Raw genomic sequence first — 21,777 nt, 5'->3', positions numbered from 1 at the left:
CGCGCGCCGGGGTGTGCCGGGGTCAGGACTCCGGCTCGACCGGCCCGTCCTCGCCCGCGACCAGCTCGCCGCAGCTCGCCTCCTGCGCCGTGACGACCACCGGGTCGTCGGGGCCGACGTCGTGCGCGACGGTCGACTCCTCGCCGTTCGACGCCGTCATCGCGCCGTCGTCCAGGTCGACGAACGTGCGCGTCACCGTGAACGACGTGCCGTCGGCCGAGGTGGCGTTCAGCCCGGCGAGGCGGAGCTTCCCGTCCACCTCGGTGCAGCCGACGCCCGTGCCGTTGCCGGTGAAGCCCTTGTCGAAGGTGTACCCGTCGCCCGCGAGGTTCTGGGTCGCGGCGATGTCGCAGTCGGCCACGGAGAAGAGCAGCACCTCGCGGCCGGTGTCGACCAGCGCGACCGGGGCGGTGCCGTCGCCCGCCGCCACGACGTTCACGACGGCGGACGCGCGCTGCGGGCTCGCCGAGTCGATCGGGACGGAGAACGTGGCGCCCGACGCCGTGGTGAGGCCGAAGCGGCGGTCGGCGCCACCGGTGAGCCACGCCGTGTCGGGCTCGCCGTCGCCGTCGACGTCCACCACCTCGTGGGTGTCCGCGCCCTCCGGCGTGCCGTCGTCGGTGGCGTCGCAGCCGGCCGCGCCGGTCGTGCTCGGCGAGGGTTCCGCCGCGTCGTCTTGCGACTCCGTGGCCGTGGGGGACGACGTGGCGGGGGACGACGCGGTGGCGGACGGCGCGGCGGCGGGCGCGCCGCCGCCGTCGTCGCTCCGCACGACGAGCCAGACGACGACGGCCACGACCACCACGGCCACGAGGACGACCACCCGCCAGGTCCACGGGTGGCGGACGGGGCCGGTGGGGTCGGTGGGTTCGGGGGAGTCGCTCATGTTCCCCAGGCAATCACTCTCAGGCGGGGTCGTGCACCCCGTGGAGCCGGGCGTGCAGCGAGCGGATCTCGTCGGCGAGCTCCAGGGCGGGGCCGCGCGTGGGCACGCCGGGCGCGACCTCGCCCACCGGCAGCGGGCTGACCGGCCCGGGGGCGACGCCCCACTCCTGCAGCCACGCGCCGAGCTGCGCGGTGCTCGCGGCGTACACGATCGGGCCGAGGCCCACCCAGGCGTGCGCCGCGCTGCACATCGGGCAGTGCTCGCCGGAGGTGTACGCGGTCGCCCCGCGCCGCTCCTCGGGGGAGAGGTGCTCGGCGGCCCAGCGGGCGATCTCGAGCTCGGGGTGGCGGGTCTGGTCGCCGCCCCGGACGCGGTTGCGGTCCTCGAACAGCACCGTGCCGCCGGCGTCGACGAGGAGGGAGCCGAACGGCTCGTCCCCGTCGTCGAGCGCCTCGCGGGCGAGGTCCACGCACCGGCGCAGGTGCGGCAGGTCGTCGGCGGTCACCGGGGTCGGGCTCGGGTATCCCATGACGCCATCCTCACCCCGCGGGCGCCGGGTCTGCTTCTCGTCGCACCCGACCCTCACGACCGGCGCCGCAGCGCCGGGTCCTCCTCGTTCGCCTCGAGCGCGGCGATGAGCGTGCGCGCGTCGTGCGGCCCGCGGTGCCGGACGCCGTCGAGGAAGAACGTGGGCGTGCCGCGCGCGCCCGACGCGGCGGCGCTCGCCTCGTCGGCGCGGACGCGGGCGTGCACGGCCTCGTCCGCCATGTCGGCGTCGAACCGCTCGAGGTCGAGGCCGATCCGGGCGGCGTGCTCGCGCAGGTCGTCGGGCTCCAGCCGGGACTGGTGGCTGAACAGCTGGTCGTGCATCTCCCAGAACTGCCCCTGCCGCTCCGCGGCCTCGGCGGCGACGGCCGCGAGGTACGCGTGGGGGTGCACGTCCTCCAGCGGCAGGTGCCGCACGACGTACCGCACGCGGTCGCCGAAGTGCGCGCGCAGCTCGGCGCCCATGCCGGTGGCGCGGGCGCAGAACGGGCACTCGAAGTCGAGGTACTCGACCACGGTGTGCGCGGCGTCCTCGTCGCCCTTCGCGTGGTCGCGGCCGGTCTCGACGACGGGCGTGAGGGTGACGGGCAGGTCGGCGCTGGCCTCGCCGTACCGCACCCGCGCGACGGTGAAGATCGTCCAGCCGAGCAGGGTGGACAGCACCATCGCGATGAGGATCCCGACGGTCGCGGCCTGCCCCGCGGGGGTGCCGTCGAACGCGAGGTCCACGACCAGCAGCGACACCGTGAACCCGATGCCGGAGAGGGCCGCGCCCCCCAGGACGCTGCCGGGGCCCACGCCGTCGGGCAGCGTGCCCAGGCGGGCGCGGACCGCGCCCCACGTGCCGAGGCCGATGCCGACGAGCTTGCCCACGACGAGACCCGCCACGACGCCCCAGGTGATGACGGAGCCGAGGGCCGCGGCGAGGGCGCCGCCGCGCAGGTCGATCCCCGCGTTGGCGAGCGCGAACAGCGGCACGACGACGAGCGACACGGGCGCGCGCAGCGCCTCGTGCAGCCGGTGGTTCACGGAGATGGACCGCGCGAGGCCGACCTGCACGCTGCGGGCGACGCTCGCGTTCGGCGACTGCCAGTAGTCGCGGAACAGGGTCTTGGCCTCGAGCACGTCGTCGCGCCGCGTGGCGAGCGCGGGCACGAGCAGCCCGGCGAGCATTCCCGCGATCGACGGGTGCACCCCTGCCTGCACGGTGGCCCCCCACAGCACCACGACCACCAGCACGTACGGGGCGCTGCGCCACTCGCGCATGCGCCCCAGCAGCCACAGCACGCCCAGGCAGGCCGCGGCGACGACGAGCGGCGCGATCCGCACGTCCTCGGAGTAGACGACGCCGATGATGCCGACGGCGAGGAAGTCGTCCACCACGGACAGGGTGAGCAGGAAGACGCGCAGCTGGCTCGACATCGTGGGCCCGACGAGCGCGAGCACGCCGAGCAGGAACGCGGTGTCGGTGCCGACGACGACGCCCCAGCCGTGCGGGTCGGCGTGCCCGGCGACGGCGAGGAAGACCAGCGCGGGGACGACGACGCCGAGGGTGCCCGCGACCAGCGGGACGAGGCGCGAGCTGCGCTGCCGCAGCGAGCCGATCGCCAGCTCCTGGCGCACCTCGAGCCCGACCACGAAGAAGAACAGCACCATGAGGCCGTCGTTGACCCAGTGGTGCAGGTCCATGTCGAAGCGCAGGTCGCCGACGTCCACGTGGATCGGCAGCTCCCACAGCCGCTCGTACCAGCCGGACAGCGGCGAGTTCGCCCACACGAGCGCCAGCAGCGTCACGCCGACGAGCAGCAGCGCCGCACCGGACTCGGTGCGCAGCCGTTCCCTCAGCGCGCGTACCGGCATAGGTCGTCTCCCGTCCGTGGGTGGGTGCGGGTCGGCCAGGTCAGCCAGGAGCCTACGTCTCCGCAGGCCGCCGGTCTCGGGATCGGCCCCGGGCCCGCGCGGGGAGAACAGCGTCCACGCGGTCCGTGTTCCCGGCGGTGGTCGGGAATCACGGGCGCCTCCGGCGGGTTAGGGATGAGGGTAGTTGAGAATTGTTCTCAACACCGGAGGAGGGAACGTCTGATGGCAACCCGCACCGACCTGCGCCCGGTGGTCAAGCTTCGCTCGACGGCGGGCACCGGCTTCACGTACGTCACCCGCAAGAACCGTCGCAACGACCCGGACCGCGTCGTGCTGCGCAAGTACGACCCCGTCGTCCGGCGGCACGTCGACTTCCGCGAGGAGCGCTGACGACCACGACCCTGGTGACAGAGAGGAACCGCACCATGAAGCAGAGCATCCACCCCACCTACGGCCCCGTCGTCTTCCGCGACACCAGCGTCGGCACCGCGTTCCTCACGCGCTCCACGCTGGCGGGGGAGACCGCCTCCGGGCCGGGCCGGCCCACCCGCACCGTCGAGTGGGAGGGCGGCCGCACCTACCCGGTGATCGACGTCGAGATCTCGAGCGCCAGCCACCCGTTCTGGACCGGGGCCTCGCGCGTGGTCGACACCGCCGGCCGCGTCGAGAAGTTCCGCCGCCGCTACGGGCAGAGCGCCCGCTAACCCCGTCCGCGTCGGGTCTGGCGTCCGGCGACGCCCTCCTGCTATGTTCCACGTATTAGATATACCTAAACGATGGAGCATGGATTCATGGAACCGCGCACCGCCGCGACGCTGGACCCGCGCGTGCTGGACGACGTCACCGCCCGCGTCGCCGACGCCTTCGACGCAGCCACGGCCGAGGTCTTCGCCGCGGCGCTCCGCCGCACGCTGCGGGACGCCGTGGCGCTCGAGCCGGACGGCACGGCGTTCGTCCTCACGGGGGACATCCCCGCGATGTGGCTCCGCGACTCCGCGGCCCAGATGCGCCCGTACCTCGCGCTCCTCGGCCTCGACGCCGGGCTCGGGGACGTCGCGGCCGCCCTGGTGCGCCGGCAGAGCCGCCAGATCCTCCAGGACCCGTACGCCAACGCCTTCAACCGGGGGCCGGACGGGGCCGGCCACCAGGCCGACCGCACGGCGATGGCGCCGGGCGTCTGGGAGCGGAAGTACGAGGTCGACTCGCTCGCCTTCCCGCTCCAGCTCGCGCACCAGGTGTGGCTCGGCACCGGGCGCACCGACCACCTCGACGAGGCGTTCCGCAGTGCCGCGGAGCTGGTCATCGCCACCCTCCGCACCGAGCAGGACCACGACGCGCGGTCCGACTACCGGTTCCAGCGGGACGACTGCCCGCCCACCGACACGCTCGTGCGCGACGGCCAGGGCTCGCCCGTCGCCGTCACCGGCATGACCTGGAGCGCCTTCCGTCCCAGCGACGACGCGTGCGTCCACCACTACAACGTGCCCGGCAACCTGTTCGCCGCCGCGTCGCTGCGCGGCCTGGCCGAGCTCGCCAGCGGGCCGCTGGACGACCCGGACCTCGCCGCGCGGGCCGCGGCGCTCGCGACCGAGCTCGACGAGGCGACCCGGCGGCACGGCGTCGTGGAGCACCCCGAGCACGGGCCGATCCTCGCCTACGAGGTCGACGGCCTCGGCCACCGGCTGCTCATGGACGACTCGAACATGCCGAGCCTGCTCTCGCTGCCGCTCACCGGAGGCATCGCCCCCGACGACCCGCTCTACCTCGCGACGCGGCGCTTCATCCTCAGCGACGACAACCCCACCTTCGTGCGCGGCGCCACCGGCGACGGCCTCGGCAGCCCGCACACGCCGCCGCGCTACGTCTGGCCGATCTCCGCCGCCGTCCGGGGCCTGACCTCGACGGACCCGGCGGAGAAGCGCGCGCTCGTCGCGTCGATGCTCGCCACCAACGCGGCGCGCGGGCGGATGTGCGAGTCGTACGACGTCGACGACCCGGAGCGGTTCACGCGGAAGTGGTTCAGCTGGGCCGACTCGATGTTCTGCGAGCTCGTGCTCGACGTCGTCGGCCACCGGGTCCCCGGGACGGCGACCGCAAGGTTTACGCACGCCGCATAGGAGCGGTTCGTGCGGATCGGCAAAGGAGGCGATCAGCACCATGACAGTCACGACAGCGGCAACGGCGCCGCTCGGGCGTGAGGAGGCGGCACCGCCGCCCTCCCCGCCCGGACGACGCCGGCCCTCACGCCAGTGGCGGATCCAGGAACGGTGGGGCTGGCTCTTCGTGGCCCTCCCCATGCTCCTGTTCGCCGTCTTCGTGGTGGTCCCGGCGGGCATGGCGCTCGTCATGAGCTTCACGAGCTACTCGGTCATCGGCGACTCGGAGTGGCTCGGCGTCGACAACTACCGCCGGCTCTTCCTCGACCCGTACTTCGCGATCGCGCTGCGGAACACGGCGTACTACACGCTGCTGTTCGTCCCGCTGGGCATCCTCGTCGCGCTCGCGACGGCCCTGCTGCTCAACCGCCGCGTGCGGGTCGCGTCGCTGTTCCGCACGTTCTTCTACGTGCCCGTGGTCTCCTCGACCGTCGCGACCGCGACCATCTGGTACTGGCTGCTCAACCCGCAGTTCGGGATGATCAACGTCGCCCTCGGCTGGTTCGGGATCGACGGGCCCGCCTGGCTGTACGACTCGGTCTGGGCGATGCCGGCGATCGTCATCATGAGCGTCTGGGCGGGCTTCGGCACCAACATGATGATCTACCTCGGCGGCCTGCAGGGGATCCCGCCGCAGCTCTACGAGGCGGCGCGCATCGACGGCGCGGGCTGGTGGCAGCAGCTGCGCTACGTCGTCATGCCGAGCCTGTCGCGCACCACGTTCCTCGTCTCGACGCTGCTCGTGATCGGCGCGTTCCAGGTGTTCGACCAGGCCTACGTGCTCACCAAGGGCGGCCCGGGCAACTCGACGATCACGCTCGTCTACTACATCTACACGCAGGGCTTCGGGAACCTCGAGATGGGCTACGCGTCGGCGATCTCGTTCGTCCTCTTCGCGATCATCGCGGTCTTCGCCGTCATCAACGCCCGGGTCACGGGAAGGGACAACTCATGAGCGCGCAGACCGCCTCCGCCGGGTCCCCCGCGTCGCTCGCCGGCGCGGCCGTGCTGACCGGGCCCGCCGCCGGCGGGTACGTCGAGCCGCACACGAAGCACCGGACCCCCGCCCAGCGCGTCGGCGCCGTCGCCTGGTGGGTCGCCGTCGTCGTCGTCGCGATCCTCACCGTCTTCCCGCTGCTCTGGACGCTGGTGACGTCGCTCAAGCCGGCCGGGGACATCCTCTCGGGCGCGACCGACCTGATCCCGAAGACCGTCACCCTCGAGAACTACGAGCGGGTGATGACCGAGGTGCCGTTCGCGCGGTACTTCTGGAACTCGATGGTCCTGGCCGTCGGGGGCGTCGTGCTGAACCTCTTCTTCGGCTCCCTCGCGGGGTACGCGTTCGCGAAGCTGAAGTTCCGTGGCCGGCGCGCGCTGTTCGTGACCCTCCTGGGCTCGCTGATGGTGCCCGGCATCGTGACCATGGTGCCGTCGTTCCTCGTGCTGCGGGCCATCCCCTTCGCGGGCGGGAACAACGTCGTCGGCCAGGGCGGCGTCGGCCTGCTCAACACCTACTGGGCGATCATCCTGCCCGGGGCCGCCGGCGCGTTCGCCGTGTTCTTCATGCGGCAGTTCTTCTCGTCCATCCCCGACGAGCTGGGCGAGGCCGCGCGCATCGACGGCGCCTCGGAGTTCCGGATCTTCGCGCAGGTCTACCTGCCGCTGGCCAAGGCGGGCGCGGCCGTCCTCGCGATCCTCACCTTCCAGGCGGGCTGGAACAGCTTCATGTGGCCGCTCATCGTGCTCAACGTCCAGGAGATGTGGACCGTCCAGGTGGGCCTCGCGTCGTTCGTCACCGACTACGCGACCGACTACGGCCCGCTCATGGCGGGCACCGTCATCACCAGCCTGCCGGTGCTGCTGCTCTTCGTCCTCGCCCAGCGCTACATCATCGAGGGGGTCTCCCATGTCAACGCCCGTTAGCCGCCGCGCGATCCTGCGGGCGCTCGGCGTGGGCGCCGGCGCCGCCGTCCTGGCGTCCTGCGCGGCGCCGAACCAGCCTCGGTACACGGACGCCGGCGCCCGCCGGCTGACCATGTGGGGCAGCTGGTCCGGCGACCAGGCCACCCAGATCCAGACGCAGCTCGAGGCGTTCAACGCCGCCCAGGGCGAGTACGCGTTCCACTACGTGCCGCAGGGCGTGCTCGAGGAGAAGATGCTCACCGGCATCGCGTCGGGCAACGTGCCCGACCTGGTGCTGTGGGACCGGTGGCAGACGGCCAAGTACGGGCGTCGCGGCGCGCTGCAGGGGATCGACTCCTGGGCGGCGCGCGACGGCGTCGACCTGGCGTCGTTCTACGCGGAGTCGGTGCGGGAGATGAGCGTCGGCGACGAGACGTTCGGGCTGCCGCTCCTGGTGGACACGCGAGCGCTGTTCTACAACAAGGCGCACCTCGACGAGGCGGGGATCCGCCCGCCGACGACGTGGGCCGAGCTGGCTGACGCCGCGGAGGCCCTGACGGTCCGCGAGGGCGGGCAGCTCAAGCGCGCCGGGTTCGAGATCCAGGACGTGGGCCTCTTCAGCATGTGGCTCAAGCAGGCCGGCGGGGAGCTGCTCGACCCCACCGAGCGGTTCACGGCGTTCGACTCCCCGCAGGGCCTGGAGGTGCTCGACTTCTGGGACGACCTGCTGCACCAGCGCAAGGTGTACGAGCTGGGGTTCTCCGACGGCATCGACGCGTTCGCGCAGGGTGCCGTGTCCATCAAGTACGACGGGCCGTGGAACTTCCCCACCTGGGACGCCGTCGACGGGCTCGAGTACGGCGTCGTGCCCGCCGTCGTCGGGCCGCGCGGCGACTCCGGCGCCTCGATGGGCGGCTTCGGGCTCGTGATCCCCACCGACGCCCCGTGCCCCGAGGGCGCGTGGGAGCTCATGAAGTGGTGGGCGGCGGACCAGGAGAACAGCCTCGCGTTCGCCGAGATCAGCAAGAACATCCCGGCGAACGTCGAGGCGTCGCGCCGGGCCGTGGGCAGCGTCGACCGGCGCTTCGCCCCCATGGTCGACACGATCGAGGTCGCCTCGATCCGTCCGCCCGTGCCCGGCTACTCGGACGTCGAGGGCCTCGCACTCATCCCCGCCCTGCAGCAGGTGATGTCGGGGGCCCTCAGCGGGCCCGCGGCGCTCGCCGACGCCAGCGCCCAGGGCGACCGCATCCTGGAGGCCAACCGATGACCACGACCGTCCCCGCCGCCGGGCGCCTGCTGACCTGGGCGGACCGCGCCGACGTCGCGCAGCACAGCCTGGACCTGCTCTACGGCGCCGCGCAGCCGCAGCTCCTGCACAACGGGCATCCCGCCGCCGACGACGGCACGTTCAACTACTGGTGGCTCGCGCACGTGATCGACTGCCGCCTCGACGCCGCCCTCCGGACGGGCGACGAGGCGTGGCTCGACGCGGCCCGGGCGACGGCGGCGAACATTCGCCGGCGCAACGACGGCAGCCTGTTCAACGACTACTTCGACGACATGCTCTGGTACGCGCTCGCCCTCCTGCGGCTGGCCGACGCGACGCCGGACGACGTCGAGCGTGCCGCCGTCGAACGGGACGTCGTGGCCCTGTGGGAGCACGTCGTCACCCTCGGCTGGAACGACCTGCACGGGCCGTCCCTGTCGTGGCGCAAGCAGCAGCCCGACTACAAGAACACCCCCGCGAACGGGCCGCTGGCGATCCTCGGGGCGCGGCTCGGACGCCGCACCGGCGACGAGGCCTACCTCGACCGCGCGCTCCGGACCGTCGCCTGGCTGGAGGAGCACCTGGTCGGGCCCGACGGGTTCGTCGAGGACGGCCTCGGCCGCGAGGGCGGGGACGCCGTCGACACGCACTGGCAGTTCACCTACAACCAGGGCTTGTACATCGGGGCGTGCGTCGAGCTGTACAAGTCCACGGGTGACGCCGTCTGGCTCGACAAGGCCGAGCGCACGGCGCTCACCTCGGTGCGGCGGCTCGCGACGGACGGCGTCTTCCACCGCGAGGGCGCGCTCGTCGACGACGACGTCCCCGACGCCGCGGGCGGGGACGTCGGGCTGTTCAAGGGGGTCTGGTACCGGTACGCCGCGCAGCTCCTCGACGAGCGTCCCGTCGCCGAGGTGCTCGACCTCGTGCGGGCCAGCACCGACGCCCTGTGGGCGCACGGGCTCGTGCCGTTCGACGACGCCGCGCCGTCGGGCGGGGCGCCGCGGGCCGCCGTCGACGCGCTGCGCGAGGCAGGCGTCGTGCTGCGGCCCGGCGACGACTGGGCGCTGCCCGCGCCGACCCAGGTCGGCTACTCCACCGTGCTGAGCGCGATCATGGCGCTCGAGGTCCGGGCGCTGCTGGAGTGAGCGCCCTCTCGCCGAGGTAGTTCGAATCTCCGCGAGGTAGTTCAATCCACCGCGAGGTAGTTCGGGATGGGGCGAGGTGGTGCGGGATGTCTCGTCGCGAGGCGCGCCATCCGGTCGCTCGTTCCTCGCGACCTCCCGCCAGGCCCGACCAGCCTCGCGACGAGACATCCCGCACCACCTCGCGGCCTTCGTCTCGCGCACACCTTCGGCAGGGTCCGACTACCTCGCGGGAGCTCGGACTACCTCGCGGGAGCTCGGACTACCTCGCGGGAGTCCGGACTACTTCGCCGGGGCGGTGGAGCCGCCCTCGACGATCCGGACGGGCACGGTGTCCTGCGCGACGTCGCCGCGCTCCTCGACCTGTCGGGCGATGAGCTCGAAGGCGCGGGTGCCGATGGCGCGCTGGTCCTGCTCCACGTGGGTGAACGGGGTGGCGGCGTCGACGAACTCCGGGGGTGCGTCGAAACAGATGATCGAGAGGTCGCCGGGCACGGACCGGCCGATCCGCTGCGCGGCCTGGAGCACGAGGCGCGCGGAGTGGTACTCCGTCACGACGCACCCGGTCAGCTCGGGGCGGGCCTCGAGGAACGCGACGAGCCGGTCGACGTCGTCCTCGGGGGTGGTCGCCGACCCGGGCACCACCGACCGCACGTCGGAGTACACCTGGCCCTCCTCGAGGCGGACCTGGTGGGCGGCGTGGGCCGCGACGACGCCGCGGCGGCGCTCCTCGAGGGACGAGACGGAACTGGGGGACTCGACGAGCGCGATCCCGGTGTGCCCGAGGTCGAACAGGTACTCGGCCGCGATCCGGCCGCCGTTGACGTTGTCGGAGGTCACCGTGCTGACGGGCACGCCCTTGAGGGTGCGGTCGACGATGACGATCGGGAAGCTGCGGCCGACGAGCGCCGCGACGGCCTGGGGGATGAACTGCGAGGACGACGGCAGCAGCACGAGCCCGTCGATCCCGCGCGCCAGCTGGTCCTCGATGAGTCGTTCCTCGAGCTCCGAGTCGCCCCGCGAGGTGGCCACGACGACGTGCGCCCGGTGGGCGGACGCCTCGAGGATGCCGCCGAGCAGGTGCGAGCCGAAGGCGTCGTCGAAGCCCGGCACGATGTACCCGACGAGGGGGAGGCCGTTCGCGGGGGCCTTCCGGTCGTCGTCCGGGGCGGTGGAGACGACGACCGTCCCGATCCGCGGGCGGCGCGTCACGAAGCCCTCGTCCCGCAGCATGTCGAGGGCGCGCTTGATCGTGATCGCGCTGACGGCGAACTCCTCGACGAGCTCAGCCTGCGACGGCAGCTTGTCGCCGACCGCCAGCGTCCCGTCGACGATGCGGGCGCGCAGCGCCTCGTGCACCTGGGCGTACAGCGCCTCGGTCAAGCCAGCTCCCTCATCGGGCCGAATGAATATGGTCCTGCTCCAGGACCATTGTGGGCCACCGGGGCCCGACCGTCTGTGGTCACGCCAGTACCCGTACCGCCCTGATACGTTTCAATCGCCCAGGACGACGGGCGCCAGATGTTCCCTATGGCGGGTTCGTCCCGCGAGGAGGCGCGACGATGCGCATCGAACGGCTCGTGGCCGAGTACGACGCTCCGGACCTGGGGATCGGCACCGCCGCGCCCCGGCTGTCCTGGACGCGCAGCGGAGGAGACGGCGAGCAGCAGGCGTTCGCGCTGCGGCTGCGGGCCGCGGACGGCGACGTCGAGCTGGCCGGCGGGACGGGACCCGAGCAGGTGTTCGTCGCCTGGCCGTTCCGGGAGCTGCGCTCGCGGGAACGGGTCGAGGTCCAGGTCCGGGTCGAGGCGGGCGGTGAGTGGACGCCGTGGAGCGAGCCGCTCGCGATCGAGGCCGGGCTGCTGGCGCCCGAGGACGTCCGGGCGCGGTTCATCAGCCCGCGGGACGTGGGCGGCCTCGACGGGGGCGCGGTGGTGCTGGCGCGGGACCTCGAGCTGGACGGCCCCGTGGCCGACGCGCGCCTCTACGTCACGGCGCACGGCGTCTACGACGCGTGGATCGGTGACCGGCGGGTGGGCGACCACCGGCTCGATCCGGGCTGGACGACGTACGACGCGCGCCTGCGCTACCAGACCTTCGACGTCACGGAGCACCTGCAGGCGCCCGGCGGGGACCGGATCGCGGTGGGTCTCGGCAACGGCTGGTACCGCGGGCAGCTCACGTGGAACCTGCAGCGCGACTCGTACGGCGACCGCCTGGGGCTCCTCGCCCAGCTCGAGATCACCTACGCGGACGGCCGCCGGCAGACGGTGGTCACCGACGAGCGGTGGTGGGCCGGGACGACCGGCGTGCTCGCCGACGACCTGTACGACGGCCAGGCCACGGACCTGCGGGTGCCGCTCGCGCCCGCCGCCGTCGCGGACGGCCCGGTCGACGTGCTGGAGGCGGACCTCGGCCGGCTGGTCGCGCCGACGGGACCGCCGGTGCGCGAGGTCGCGACCGTCCCGGCGCGCGAGGTGCTCACCTCGCCGGGCGGCGCGCAGATCGTGGACTTCGGCCAGAACGTGGTCGGCTGGGTGCGCCTGCGCGTGGCCGGGGAGCGCGGGGCCACGGTCACCGTGCGGCACGCGGAGGTGCTCGACGACGGCGAGCTGGGCGTGCGCCCCCTGCGGGCGGCGAAGGCGACGGACACCTACGTCCTCGCCGGCGGGGAGCAGGTGCTCGAGCCGGGGTACACGTTCCACGGCTTCCGGTACGCGGAGGTCACGGGCGCCGAGGTGCGCGCCCAGGACGCGGAGGCGGTGGTGGTCAGCTCCGACCTGCGCCGCACGGGCTGGTTCGAGTGCTCGGAGCCGGACGTCAACCGGCTGCACGAGAACGTCGTGTGGGGCATGCGGGGCAACTTCGTCGACGTGCCCACGGACTGCCCGCAGCGCGACGAGCGGCTCGGGTGGACGGGCGACATCCAGGTGTTCGCGCCGACGGCCAGCTTCCTGTTCGACGTCGGCGGCTTCCTCGGTTCGTGGCTGGAGGACCTCGCGGCGGACCAGCACGCCGACGGCGGCGTGCCCATGGTCGTGCCGGACGTGGTGCACGAGAACGTCAGCGGGCCGCGCCCCGGGGACGAGGGGCAGTCGCCGGGGGCGGGGCGGGCCGACGCGGCCGTGCACGTGCCGTGGACGCTGTACGAGCGGTACGGCGACGTCGGCGCGCTGGCGCGCCAGTACGACTCGATGCGCGCCTGGGTGGACAAGGAGCACGCCCTGGCTGGCGACTCCCTGCTCTGGGACACGGGCTTCCAGTTCGGCGACTGGCTGGACCCGGACGCGCCGCCGCACGACGCGGCCGCCGCGAAGGCCGACCCGGCGGTGGTCGCCACGGCGTACCTGGCGCGCAGCGCCCACCTGCTGGCGCGCACGGCCGAGGTGCTCGGGCACGAGGCCGACGCCCAGCGGTACGGGCAGCTGGCGGACGACGTCGCGCGCGCCTTCCGCGCCGCGTACGTGGGCGAGGACGGCACGGTCCGCAGCGACTGCCAGACGGTGTACGCGCTCGCCATCGTGTGGGACCTGCTGGCGACCGACGCCCAGCGGCGCGGCGCGGGGGACCGGCTGGCCACGCTGGTCCGTGAGGCGGACTTCCACGTCAGCACGGGTTTCCTCGGCACCCCGGTGATCCTGGACGCGCTGTGCGAGGCGGGGTACCCCGAGCTGGCGCACGCGATGCTGCTGACCCGCACCAACCCCTCGTGGCTCTACCCCGTGAGCATGGGCGCCACGACGATCTGGGAGCGGTGGGACTCGATGCTGCCGGACGGGTCGGTCAACCCCGGCGAGATGACGTCGTTCAACCACTACGCCTACGGCGCCGTCGCCGACTGGCTGCACCGCCGCGTGGCCGGCCTGGCGCCGGCCGCGCCCGGCTACCGGGAGGTCGCCGTGCGCCCGCTCGTGACCGGTCAGCTCGACCGTGCGGAGGCGGCTCTCGAGAGCCCGTACGGCCCGGTCCGGGTCTCGTGGCGCCTGACGGGGGAGCGGTTCGAGCTGGAGCTCGACGTGCCGCCGGGGGTCACGGCGCACCTCGACCTGCCGCTGGACGAGCCCGCCCGCTCGGTCGGGCCCGGCCGGCACCAGGTGGCCGGGGACTGGGTGCCGGTGGGCAGCGCGCTCCCGGCACGGTGACGACGCCGCGGGGCCGGACGTGCCAGGGTGGAGCCCATGGCACCCAGGATCGCGACGAACACCCGCGTCGAGCGTGACGAGCTGCTGGACTTCCTGCGTTCGCGGAAGCACGGCGTGCTGGTCACGACGCGCGGCGACGGCTCTCCCCAGCTCAGCCCGGTCACCTACGGGGTGGACGCCGAGGGGCGGGTCGTCGTCTCCACCTACCCGGACCGCGCCAAGGCGGCGAACCTGCGCCGCCGCCCGCAGGCCTCGTTCCTGGCGCTCGGCGACGACTTCGACGACGCCTGGGTGCAGGTCGACGGCACCGCCGAGGTGCTGGACGTCCCCGACTCCGTCGAGCCGCTGGTCGACTACTACCGGGTGGCCGCCGGCAAGGAGCACCCGGACTGGGACGAGTACCGCGAGGCGATGGTGCGGCAGGGCAAGTCGCTCGTGCGCGTCACGATCGAGCGCTGGGGTCCGGTCGCCACCGGCGGGTTTCCCCCGCGGCTCGCGCAGGACTGACAGGATCGGCCGCACGACGACGAGAGAAGGTGGACGATGGCGATCACCCTGTGCGTGCTGCTGTGGGCGGCCGACGGCGAGACGGAGACCCTCGAGGAGTACGAGACGGACGTGCTGGCGCTGGTGCCGCGGCACGGCGGGCGGGTGCTGCAGCGCGTGACCAACGTGGCGCACACCGACGACGCGGCCCACGGCGCGGTCCAGCCGACGGAGGTGCAGCTCATCGAGATGCCCGACGAGGACGCGCTCGCCGCCTACCTGGCGGACCCCGAGCGCGCGGCGCGGCTCGACGTGCGCGAGCGCGCGATCGCCCGGACCGAGATCCTGCGCGTGCAGCCGGTCGGGCCGGGTGGTGCCTGACCCGTGCGCTGGCTGCCCGACCCGGTCTGGCCGGTGCTGGTGCTGGCACTGATCACCGCCGTCGACGGCCTGATGTGCGTGCGGCCGGTGGCGTTCATCGCGCAGTGCTTCCGCGACGTGCGCTTCCCGGAGCGCTGGTGGTGGGTGGTCCCGTGGGTCAAGGCCGCCGCCGTCGTGGGGCTCGTGGCCGGGATCTGGGTGCCGGTGCTGGGGACGGTCACGTCGGCGGCGCTCGTCGCCTACTTCGTGGTCGCGCTGACGTTCCACGTGCGCGCCCGGGACCTCGGCCGCAACTTCTGGGTCAACGCGATAGGCATGTTCCTGATCTGCGTGTTCGTGCTCTGGTGGTCGTTCCTGCGCTGACCGGCGTCATGGACCTCACACGGGTCACCGAGGAGCCGCACAGGCCGGGATGGTGACGTGAGCGCATGAAGCGTAGGAACCTCACGTCCCAGCCCGGCCGCTCCCGGGCCGGCCTCCGTCTCTCGTCCCGGCCGAGGCCGCTCGTCGCGGGGGCGGGCGCCCTGGCGCTCGTCGGCACGCTCGCCGCCTGCGACGCGACCGCCTCCGCGGACGACGCCGGTGACTTCTTCGACACGAGCTCCGTCCACACCGTCGCCGTCGACTACGACGAGGACGACTACCAGGAGATGCTCGACACGTACGCCGACACCGGCGACAAGGACTGGATCAGCGCCACCGTCACCATCGACGGCGAGGAGTACGACGACGTCGGGCTGCGGCTCAAGGGCAACTCCAGCCTGCGCGGGCTCGGCGGCGACGGCGGCGCGCAGCAGCAGGACGACGCGCAGCAGGACGACGCCCAGCAGCAGGCGCCCGGCGTCGACGAGGGCGACGGCACGGCGTCGGCGGACGACCCGGCGGGGCTGCCGTGGCTGATCCGCCTGGACAAGTACGTGGACGGCCAGGAGCACGACGGCCGCGCGGACTTCGTGGTGCGCGGCAACAACACCGAGTCGTCGCTCAACGAGGCGGTGGCGCTCAAGGTGCTGGAGCTGGCGGACGTGCCGGCCGAGCAGGCGTCGTACGCGCGGTTCAGCGTGAACGGCAGCGACGAGCGGCTGCGGCTCGTCCTCGACCTGCCGGACGACGACCTGTGGAACGAGGACAACTACCCCGACGGCGGCATCACCTACAAGGCGGACGCCGAGGGCGACTGGGGGGTCAAGGACGACGCGGCGGCGTACGCCGAGTCGTTCGAGGCCCAGTACGACAGCTCCGGGTCGACGGACGACGACGCGGCGTACGAGCCGCTCGCGACGTTCCTCGAGTTCGTCAACAACTCCTCGGACGAGGAGTTCGCCGCGAACCTCGGCGAGCACCTCGACGTCGACTCGTTCGCGAACTACCTCGCGGTCCAGGACCTGGTGGCGAACTCCGACGACATCGACGGCGCCGGGAACAACGCCTACCTGCACGACGACCCGGGCAGCGGCCTGATGGAGGTCGTCGCCTGGGACCAGAACCTGTCGTACGGCGGGATGGGCGGCATGGGCGGACCCGGCGGCCAGGACGGCCCCGGCGGGCAGGCGGGCGAGCGCCCCGACGACGGCCAGATGCCTGACGGCGGCAAGATGCCCGAGGGGATGGAGCACCCGGACGGCGCTGGTCAGGGTGCCGGACAGGGCGGCGGCCCCGGGGGAGGCGGCGGCCTCGGCGGGCAGGAGAACCCGCTGGTGACGCGGTTCCTGGAGAACGACGACTTCAAGGCCGCCTACGAGTCCGCCGTCGAGGACCTCACCACGTCGATCTACGACAGCGGCGACGCCCAGGACTACCTGGACTCGCTGACCTCGACGCTCTCCGACGAGGCGTCCGACCTCGTGGACGCCGACACGCTCGAGAGCGAGTCGCAGTCGATCTCCGACCTGCTCACCGGGGACGCCGTGGAGAGCGGCCAGGGCAACCAGACGGACGGCCAGGCCGACGGCCAGACCGAGAAGGACGGTCAGGGCGCCGCGGCGTCCTGATCCGCCCGGCCCCCGATCCCGGCCCGATCCCGGCTCCCGATCCCTGCGCGCTCAGGCGCCCGCGAGCCGGCGGACGGCGCCGAGCACGTCCACGTCGTCGTGCGGCTCGGTGTCCAGGGCGCGGTGGATCGTCATGCCCTCGATGAACGCGTCGAGGACGCGGCACGTGGCGGGGTCGAAGTGGTGGCCCAGCGCGTCGCGGCTGCGGCGCATCCAGGCGTTCGTCAGGGGGCGGAACGCGGGGTCGCGGGCGGCGAGCGTGTAGAGCTCGTGCGAGAGGACGAGGTCGCGCTGGGTGGCGAACACGTCGAGCGTGATGAGGCGGACGACGGCGTGCACGGCGGCCTCGCGCGTCGGGGCGTCGACCATGCGGCGCTCGAACTGCGCCGCCGCCTGCTCCGCGAACCGCCCGAACGCCTCGCGCAGCAGCTCGTCCATGCCTGCGAAGTGGTAGGTCATGGAGCCGAGGGGCACGTCCGCGGCCTCGGCGACGCGGCGGTGCGTGGTGCCCGCGACCCCGTGCTCGGCGACGACGTCGAGGCAGGCGTCGACGATGCGGTCGCGGCGCTCGGGGTCGTGCCGCCGTCGTCGGGCGGCGGGGGAGCGGGCCGGGGTCGCGTGGGTCATGACCCCATGATCGCGCCCGCCGGCTGCGGCTCGGTCCGGGCGGCGCGGCGCCCGGAGAGCACGCCCGCGGCGGCGACCACGACCAGGCCGGCCAGGGGGACGACGAGCAGGCCGACCCGCAGGCTCGTGGCGTCGGCGACGAGGCCGACCACCGGCGGGGACAGCAGGAAGCCGAGGCGCATGAGCCACGACACGACCGTGAGCCCGGTCCCCGCCCGCAGGCCCGGGAGCTCGTCGGCCTCGTGCATGGCGGCCGGCACGAGGGTGGCCACGCCGAAGCCGGCGCACGCGAAGCCGGCGATGGTGCCCGGCACGGACGGGAACGCGAGCGCGAGGCCCGTGCCGACCGCGACGAGCAGCCCGCCCGCCCGCGCCACGGCGCGCTGGCCGAACCGGTCGACGAACCGGTCGCCGAGCATCCGCCCGACGAACTGCGCCCCGACGAGGGCGACGTAGCCGGTGGCCGCGACGGCGGCCGCAGCGCCCAGCGAGCCCGACAGGTACACGGCGGCCCACGAGCTGCCGGCGTCCTCGACGAGCGTGCCGCCGACGGCGACGAGCACGAGCGCCGCGAGCACCAGCGCGGTGCGGCCGCGCCCCGTGCCCGCCGTCCCCGCCTCGGCGGCGGTCGCGGCCGAGCCGTCGTCGGTGGCGCCGTCGAGCCCGGGCAGGCAGAAGCGCAGCGCCACGAGCGCGACGGCCGAGAACACGACCGCCGACACGCCCAGGTGCCAGCCCCGCGGGACGTCGAGGGCGATCGCAGCCGCGGCCATCGAGCCCCCGAGCACCGCGCCGATCGACCACACCGCGTGGAACGAGTTGAGGATCGAGCGCCCGTAACGGCGCTGGACCCGCAGGCCGTGCGCGTTCTGGGCGACGTCGGTGCACGCGTCCATCGCCCCGCCGGCGAACAGCGCCGCGACGAGGATGCCGAGGCTCGGCGAGAGGCCGGCGGCCAGGACGCCGAGGCTCGTGAGGATCGTCCCGGCCACGGCCACCCGCGCGGAGCCGAACCGCCGGACCAGGACCCCCGCGGCGAGGCCCGCCGCGATCGCGCCGGCCGGGAACGCGGCCACCGCCAGCCCGTAGGTGGCGTTGCTGATCCCCAGGTCGGCCTTGATCTCCGGGTAGCGCGGGATGAGGTTGGCGAACAGCGCGCCGTTGGTGAGGAAGAGGGCCGCCACGGCCGCGCGGGCGCGGCGGTCGGCCGCGGTGGGGCGGGGGGCGGTGCGATCCATGTGTACGAGCGTACACAGCGCCGCCCGGTCCGCCTACCAGGCGGTAGGAGATGGCTCCGGCATCTCGCGGCCGGGCACGGTCAGCCCGTCCACGAAGCAGTAGCCCCAGTACTCGCCGGGCTCGATCGACCGCATCACGGGGTGCCCGGTCGCGTGGAAGTGCGCCGTGGCGTGCCTCGCGGGCGACGAGTCGCAGCACCCCACGTGCCCGCACTGCAGGCAGGCGCGCAGGTGCACCCACGTGCCGCCGGCGGCCACGCACTCGGGGCACTCGCCGGTCGTCTCCGGCGGGACGGGGGCGATCTGGTCCAGGTGCGTGCACGTGCTCGTCATCTCGCGTCCCCTTGCTGTCGGGTGCCGTCGCTGTGCCTGCGAGTCGACTGCGAGTCTAGGGAGGCGCGGCGAGGGTGGCGCGTTGCGCGCTGCGCCCCGGGCAACACGCGGCTAGCGTGACGACATGCCCGAAGGATCGACGCTCCCGAGCGGTTCCGACGCGGGCCGCGAGCGCACCGCGGTCATCGTCGAGGACGATCCGGACATCCGCGAGCTGCTCGAGGCCGTGCTCACGCAGGCGGGGTTCGCCACGTACACGGCCGCGGCGGGCCGGCCCGGCGTGGACCTCGTCCGCGAGGTCGACCCGCTGGTCACGACCCTCGACGTGAGCCTGCCGGACATCGACGGGTTCGAGGTGTGCCGGCGGATCCGGGCCACGTCGGACACGTACGTCGTCATGCTCACGGCGCGCACGGACGAGATCGACGCCCTGATGGGGCTGGACGCCGGCGCCGACGACTACCAGACGAAGCCGTTCCGCCCGCGCGAGCTGCGGGCGCGGATCGAGGCGATGCTCCGGCGCCCGCGGCGCGCGGACGTCGCGGCGTCGTCAGCGGCCGTCGCGCCCGAGGCGGCACCGACGCCCGCGCCCCTCGCCGCCGCTCCCGTCAGGGCGGCCGACGACGCGATCGTCGCGGACGGGCTCGTCGTCGACGTCGCGGGCCGGGTCGTCAGCGTCGACGGCGACGAGGTCCTGCTCACGCGCAGCGAGTTCGACCTCCTCGCCGCGCTCGCGGGCGCCCCGGGCCGGGTGCTGGCCAAGGAGGCGCTGGTGCGGGTCCTGTGGGGCGACGAGTACGACGCCGGGACGCCGGTGACGGACGCCGACCGGCGCAGCGTCGAGGTCCACCTCGCCAACCTCCGGCGGAAGATCGGCGACGAGCCGACGGCGCCGCGCTGGATCCGCACGGTGCGTGGCGTCGGCTACCGGTTCGACCAGCGTCCCTGAGCGAGGACCGACGCGACGAGCATCGTGGCGCTCCGCGCCTGCGCGGAGACGTCGTCCAGGTGCCGCCGAGCGCCGTCCACCCCCGCGCGGTCCAGCGACGCGAGCGCCCGGTCGGCCGCGGCCGCGAGCCCCGTGACGCCGAGCATGGTCGACGTGCAGCCGAAGGACAGCAGGGAGTCCCGCACCGCCTCGTGGTCGTCGTGGTGCAGGGCCCCCTCCAGCCCGGTGACACGGTTGGCCAGCAGCGCGACCCACGACCCGGCGAACCGGCCGACGGCGGCGCGGTCGCCGTCGAGCTCGTCCGCGAGCTCGACCCATGCGGCCTCGAGGGCGGCGGCCTCGCCCGGCTCGGGACGGCCCGGGTCGGGGGTGCTCACGCGCGCAGCCCGTGCTGGCGGCGCAGGAGTCGCCGCACCATGAAGACCGTCTGCAGCACGGTGACTACGCCGAGCACCGGCCAGCCGACCGCCAGGGCGACGGACTGTGCCGCCGTCGGCAGCAGGGTCCAGGCCCAGACGATGCCGGCCAGCGCGACGAGGGCGACGAGGAGCGGGCTGAGGTACGCCCAGCCGGCACCGCGCTCCGCCTTGGCCTGCGCCGCCCAGTTGTCGGTGCGGGACCTCGACAGGAACTTCGACCAGGCCCGGACGAAGTGCCCGATCCGGATCCACATGTACAGCTCGGCGGGCACGAGCGTGGCCGCGAACAGGACGTCGCGCCAGGTGCGGTCCCGCATGGACATCGCGATGCGCACGTTGAGCAGGACGGCGACGGCCGGCGGGATCAGCCAGACCGGCGAGAACCCGAAGGCGCCGATGCTCAGGGAGCCCGCGAGGAGCAGCCCGAACAGCAGGCGGGTGGCCGCGTTGACGACCATGCCCACGTTCTCCATCCACCGCAGCCGCAGGTTGGGGTGGAGCGGCTGGCCGCGCGTGTCGCCGCGCTGCCCGGGCCACATGAGGTCGATCGCGCCGTAGTTCCACTTGACCTGCTGGCCGTCGAGCGCGCGCAGGGTGGTCATCCCGCCCACGACGGCGCGGGCGGTGGCGCTGATCTTGGTGGAGTAGCCGAGCGACTTGATCTGCAGGCTCAGCAGGGAGTCCTCGACCTCGGAGTCGCTCACCCAGGGGGCGCGCTGGTGGTGCACCAGCATGACGTCCTCGAGCGCCGACATGCGGAAGAGGGACGCCTGGCCGCCGAGGACGGCCATGTTCCGGCCGCGCATCAGGTTCTGCATGTTGAAGGCCGCGAACTGCGCGCGCTGGCCGGTCAGCAGGAACCGCTTGAGCGGGCCGCGGGGGGAGGTGTCGACGGTGTAGATCGCGGAGATGCCGCCGATGCGGGGGTCCGACTCCATCTCGGCCTCGAGCTGCTCGAGGGCGTCCTTCGCCAGGACGGTGTCGCCGTCCACGCCGAGCAGGTAGTCGGCGCCGCGCACCAACCGGTAGCCGTAGTTGAGGGCGCCGACCTTCTTGTCGGGGACCTGGCCCATGTCGTGCACGTAGACCCGGGTCGTCTGCTCGCGGCCCTTGCGGACCACGGTGTGCTCGCCGGCCAGCTTCGACGCCTTCTTGAACGTCTTGTCGCTGGTGTTGTTCACGACGACGTGGACGACGTCGGGCAGGCGCGTCTGGCGCAGCAGGCCCCGCAGGACCGCCTTGATCGTCTCCGCCTCGTTGTATGCCGGGACGATCGCGCCGATGGTGGCGCGCCGGGTCGGCTCGGCGACGACGAGCTCGGCGGGCGTGAACTCGTACCGGTCGAGCTCGGTGCCGATCGCGAGGGGCAGATCGAGCACGGGGGACGTGCTGGGCTCGGTGAGCGTGGCGGTCATGAGGGCTCCGGGTCTTCCGCGATGGGTCGTT

22 protein-coding genes are annotated in these 21,777 nt (G+C 73.5%); 13 read left to right on the top strand and 9 right to left on the bottom strand.

Annotated features, from left to right (window positions below):
• Nucleotides 1-22: 22 nt before the first annotated feature.
• The 3 genes from ACQFYA_RS20450 to nhaA are packed head-to-tail and all read right to left on the bottom strand — an operon-like array spanning nucleotide 23 to nucleotide 3,292.
• Entirely contained in the window at nucleotides 23-886 is an 864-nt protein-coding gene (locus tag ACQFYA_RS20450; protein WP_499127279.1) for a hypothetical protein, read from the bottom strand.
• Between the two features lie 19 nt (nucleotides 887-905).
• Complete coding sequence (locus ACQFYA_RS20445; protein ID WP_499127278.1) at nucleotides 906-1,415, bottom strand: nucleoside deaminase; 510 nt, start codon at nucleotides 1,413-1,415, stop codon at nucleotides 906-908.
• A gap of 53 nt (nucleotides 1,416-1,468) precedes the next feature.
• Nucleotides 1,469-3,292, bottom strand: a complete 1,824-nt coding sequence (gene nhaA / locus ACQFYA_RS20440; protein ID WP_499127276.1) for a Na+/H+ antiporter NhaA — start codon at nucleotides 3,290-3,292, stop codon at nucleotides 1,469-1,471.
• A gap of 222 nt (nucleotides 3,293-3,514) precedes the next feature.
• Here nhaA and rpmG point away from each other — a divergent pair, with 222 nt between their 5' ends.
• The 7 genes from rpmG (at nucleotide 3,515) to ACQFYA_RS20405 (ending at nucleotide 9,768) form a co-directional block, all read left to right on the top strand.
• Complete coding sequence (rpmG, locus tag ACQFYA_RS20435; protein WP_430549294.1) at nucleotides 3,515-3,682, top strand: 50S ribosomal protein L33; 168 nt, start codon at nucleotides 3,515-3,517, stop codon at nucleotides 3,680-3,682.
• 35 nt (nucleotides 3,683-3,717) lie between these two features.
• Nucleotides 3,718-3,996, top strand: coding sequence for a type B 50S ribosomal protein L31 (locus ACQFYA_RS20430; protein ID WP_499127274.1), 279 nt, complete (start codon nucleotides 3,718-3,720; stop codon nucleotides 3,994-3,996).
• An 87-nt stretch (nucleotides 3,997-4,083) separates the two neighbouring features.
• Nucleotides 4,084-5,409, top strand: coding sequence for a glycoside hydrolase family 125 protein (locus ACQFYA_RS20425; protein WP_499127273.1), 1,326 nt, complete (start codon nucleotides 4,084-4,086; stop codon nucleotides 5,407-5,409).
• A 40-nt stretch (nucleotides 5,410-5,449) separates the two neighbouring features.
• Entirely contained in the window at nucleotides 5,450-6,403 is a 954-nt protein-coding gene (locus ACQFYA_RS20420; protein ID WP_499127271.1) for a carbohydrate ABC transporter permease, read from the top strand.
• Nucleotides 6,400-7,371: a carbohydrate ABC transporter permease gene (locus tag ACQFYA_RS20415; protein WP_499127269.1), complete on the top strand. Its 972-nt coding sequence runs from the start codon at nucleotides 6,400-6,402 to the stop codon at nucleotides 7,369-7,371. Before ACQFYA_RS20420 ends, ACQFYA_RS20415 begins: the two co-directional genes overlap by 4 nt.
• Nucleotides 7,355-8,620 carry an ABC transporter substrate-binding protein gene (locus ACQFYA_RS20410; RefSeq protein WP_499127267.1) on the top strand — a complete coding sequence of 422 codons (1,266 nt, stop codon included), beginning with the start codon at nucleotides 7,355-7,357 and terminating at the stop codon, nucleotides 8,618-8,620. The genes ACQFYA_RS20415 and ACQFYA_RS20410 overlap by 17 nt, the downstream gene beginning before the upstream one ends.
• Entirely contained in the window at nucleotides 8,617-9,768 is a 1,152-nt protein-coding gene (locus ACQFYA_RS20405) for a glycoside hydrolase family 76 protein (RefSeq protein WP_499127265.1), read from the top strand. The genes ACQFYA_RS20410 and ACQFYA_RS20405 overlap by 4 nt, the downstream gene beginning before the upstream one ends.
• 279 nt (nucleotides 9,769-10,047) lie before the next feature.
• Here ACQFYA_RS20405 and ACQFYA_RS20400 read toward each other — a convergent pair whose 3' ends face one another.
• Entirely contained in the window at nucleotides 10,048-11,148 is a 1,101-nt protein-coding gene (locus tag ACQFYA_RS20400) for a GntR family transcriptional regulator (RefSeq protein ID WP_499127263.1), read from the bottom strand.
• A gap of 179 nt (nucleotides 11,149-11,327) precedes the next feature.
• Here ACQFYA_RS20400 and ACQFYA_RS20395 point away from each other — a divergent pair, with 179 nt between their 5' ends.
• The 5 genes from ACQFYA_RS20395 (at nucleotide 11,328) to ACQFYA_RS20375 (ending at nucleotide 16,765) form a co-directional block, all read left to right on the top strand.
• Entirely contained in the window at nucleotides 11,328-13,907 is a 2,580-nt protein-coding gene (locus ACQFYA_RS20395) for a family 78 glycoside hydrolase catalytic domain (protein WP_499127261.1), read from the top strand.
• A gap of 36 nt (nucleotides 13,908-13,943) precedes the next feature.
• A complete protein-coding gene (locus ACQFYA_RS20390; RefSeq protein WP_499127258.1) occupies nucleotides 13,944-14,414 on the top strand; it encodes a PPOX class F420-dependent oxidoreductase in 471 nt (156 codons plus the stop codon).
• A 36-nt stretch (nucleotides 14,415-14,450) separates the two neighbouring features.
• Nucleotides 14,451-14,774, top strand: a complete 324-nt coding sequence (locus ACQFYA_RS20385) for a DUF1330 domain-containing protein (RefSeq protein WP_499127256.1) — start codon at nucleotides 14,451-14,453, stop codon at nucleotides 14,772-14,774.
• A 3-nt stretch (nucleotides 14,775-14,777) separates the two neighbouring features.
• The gene (locus ACQFYA_RS20380; protein WP_499127254.1) at nucleotides 14,778-15,137 is read left to right on the top strand and encodes a DoxX family protein; all 360 of its coding nucleotides are present in this window, start codon (nucleotides 14,778-14,780) and stop codon (nucleotides 15,135-15,137) included.
• Nucleotides 15,138-15,202: 65 nt separating this feature from the next.
• Complete coding sequence (locus ACQFYA_RS20375) at nucleotides 15,203-16,765, top strand: CotH kinase family protein (protein WP_499127252.1); 1,563 nt, start codon at nucleotides 15,203-15,205, stop codon at nucleotides 16,763-16,765.
• Nucleotides 16,766-16,816: 51 nt separating this feature from the next.
• On the opposite strand, the gene ACQFYA_RS20370 is transcribed toward ACQFYA_RS20375, so the two are convergent.
• Genes ACQFYA_RS20370 through ACQFYA_RS20360 form a run of 3 tightly spaced genes read right to left on the bottom strand, consistent with a single transcriptional unit; the run spans nucleotide 16,817 to nucleotide 18,963 of the window.
• Nucleotides 16,817-17,392, bottom strand: coding sequence for a TetR/AcrR family transcriptional regulator (locus ACQFYA_RS20370; protein ID WP_499127250.1), 576 nt, complete (start codon nucleotides 17,390-17,392; stop codon nucleotides 16,817-16,819).
• Nucleotides 17,389-18,630, bottom strand: coding sequence for an MFS transporter (locus ACQFYA_RS20365; protein ID WP_499127249.1), 1,242 nt, complete (start codon nucleotides 18,628-18,630; stop codon nucleotides 17,389-17,391). The genes ACQFYA_RS20370 and ACQFYA_RS20365 overlap by 4 nt, the downstream gene beginning before the upstream one ends.
• Nucleotides 18,631-18,663: 33 nt before the next feature.
• Nucleotides 18,664-18,963, bottom strand: coding sequence for a UBP-type zinc finger domain-containing protein (locus ACQFYA_RS20360; protein WP_499127246.1), 300 nt, complete (start codon nucleotides 18,961-18,963; stop codon nucleotides 18,664-18,666).
• Nucleotides 18,964-19,087: 124 nt separating this feature from the next.
• On the opposite strand from ACQFYA_RS20360, the gene ACQFYA_RS20355 reads away from it, so the two are divergent.
• Nucleotides 19,088-19,912 carry a response regulator gene (locus tag ACQFYA_RS20355; protein ID WP_499127244.1) on the top strand — a complete coding sequence of 275 codons (825 nt, stop codon included), beginning with the start codon at nucleotides 19,088-19,090 and terminating at the stop codon, nucleotides 19,910-19,912.
• Here ACQFYA_RS20355 and ACQFYA_RS20350 read toward each other — a convergent pair.
• Complete coding sequence (locus tag ACQFYA_RS20350) at nucleotides 19,888-20,289, bottom strand: hypothetical protein (RefSeq protein WP_499127242.1); 402 nt, start codon at nucleotides 20,287-20,289, stop codon at nucleotides 19,888-19,890. The genes ACQFYA_RS20355 and ACQFYA_RS20350 overlap by 25 nt on opposite strands.
• Nucleotides 20,286-21,746 (bottom strand): glycosyltransferase family 2 protein, encoded by a 1,461-nt coding sequence (locus ACQFYA_RS20345; RefSeq protein ID WP_499127238.1) that lies wholly within the window; start codon nucleotides 21,744-21,746, stop codon nucleotides 20,286-20,288. Before ACQFYA_RS20345 ends, ACQFYA_RS20350 begins: the two co-directional genes overlap by 4 nt.
• Nucleotides 21,747-21,777: the final 31 nt, after the last annotated feature.

The sequence above is a fragment of the Promicromonospora sp. Marseille-Q5078 genome, from assembly GCF_050315395.1.
GTDB lineage: Bacteria > Actinomycetota > Actinomycetes > Actinomycetales > Cellulomonadaceae > Isoptericola.
Note: the sequence above shows the minus strand (reverse complement) of the source record. Positions and strands in the feature narration are given on the sequence as shown.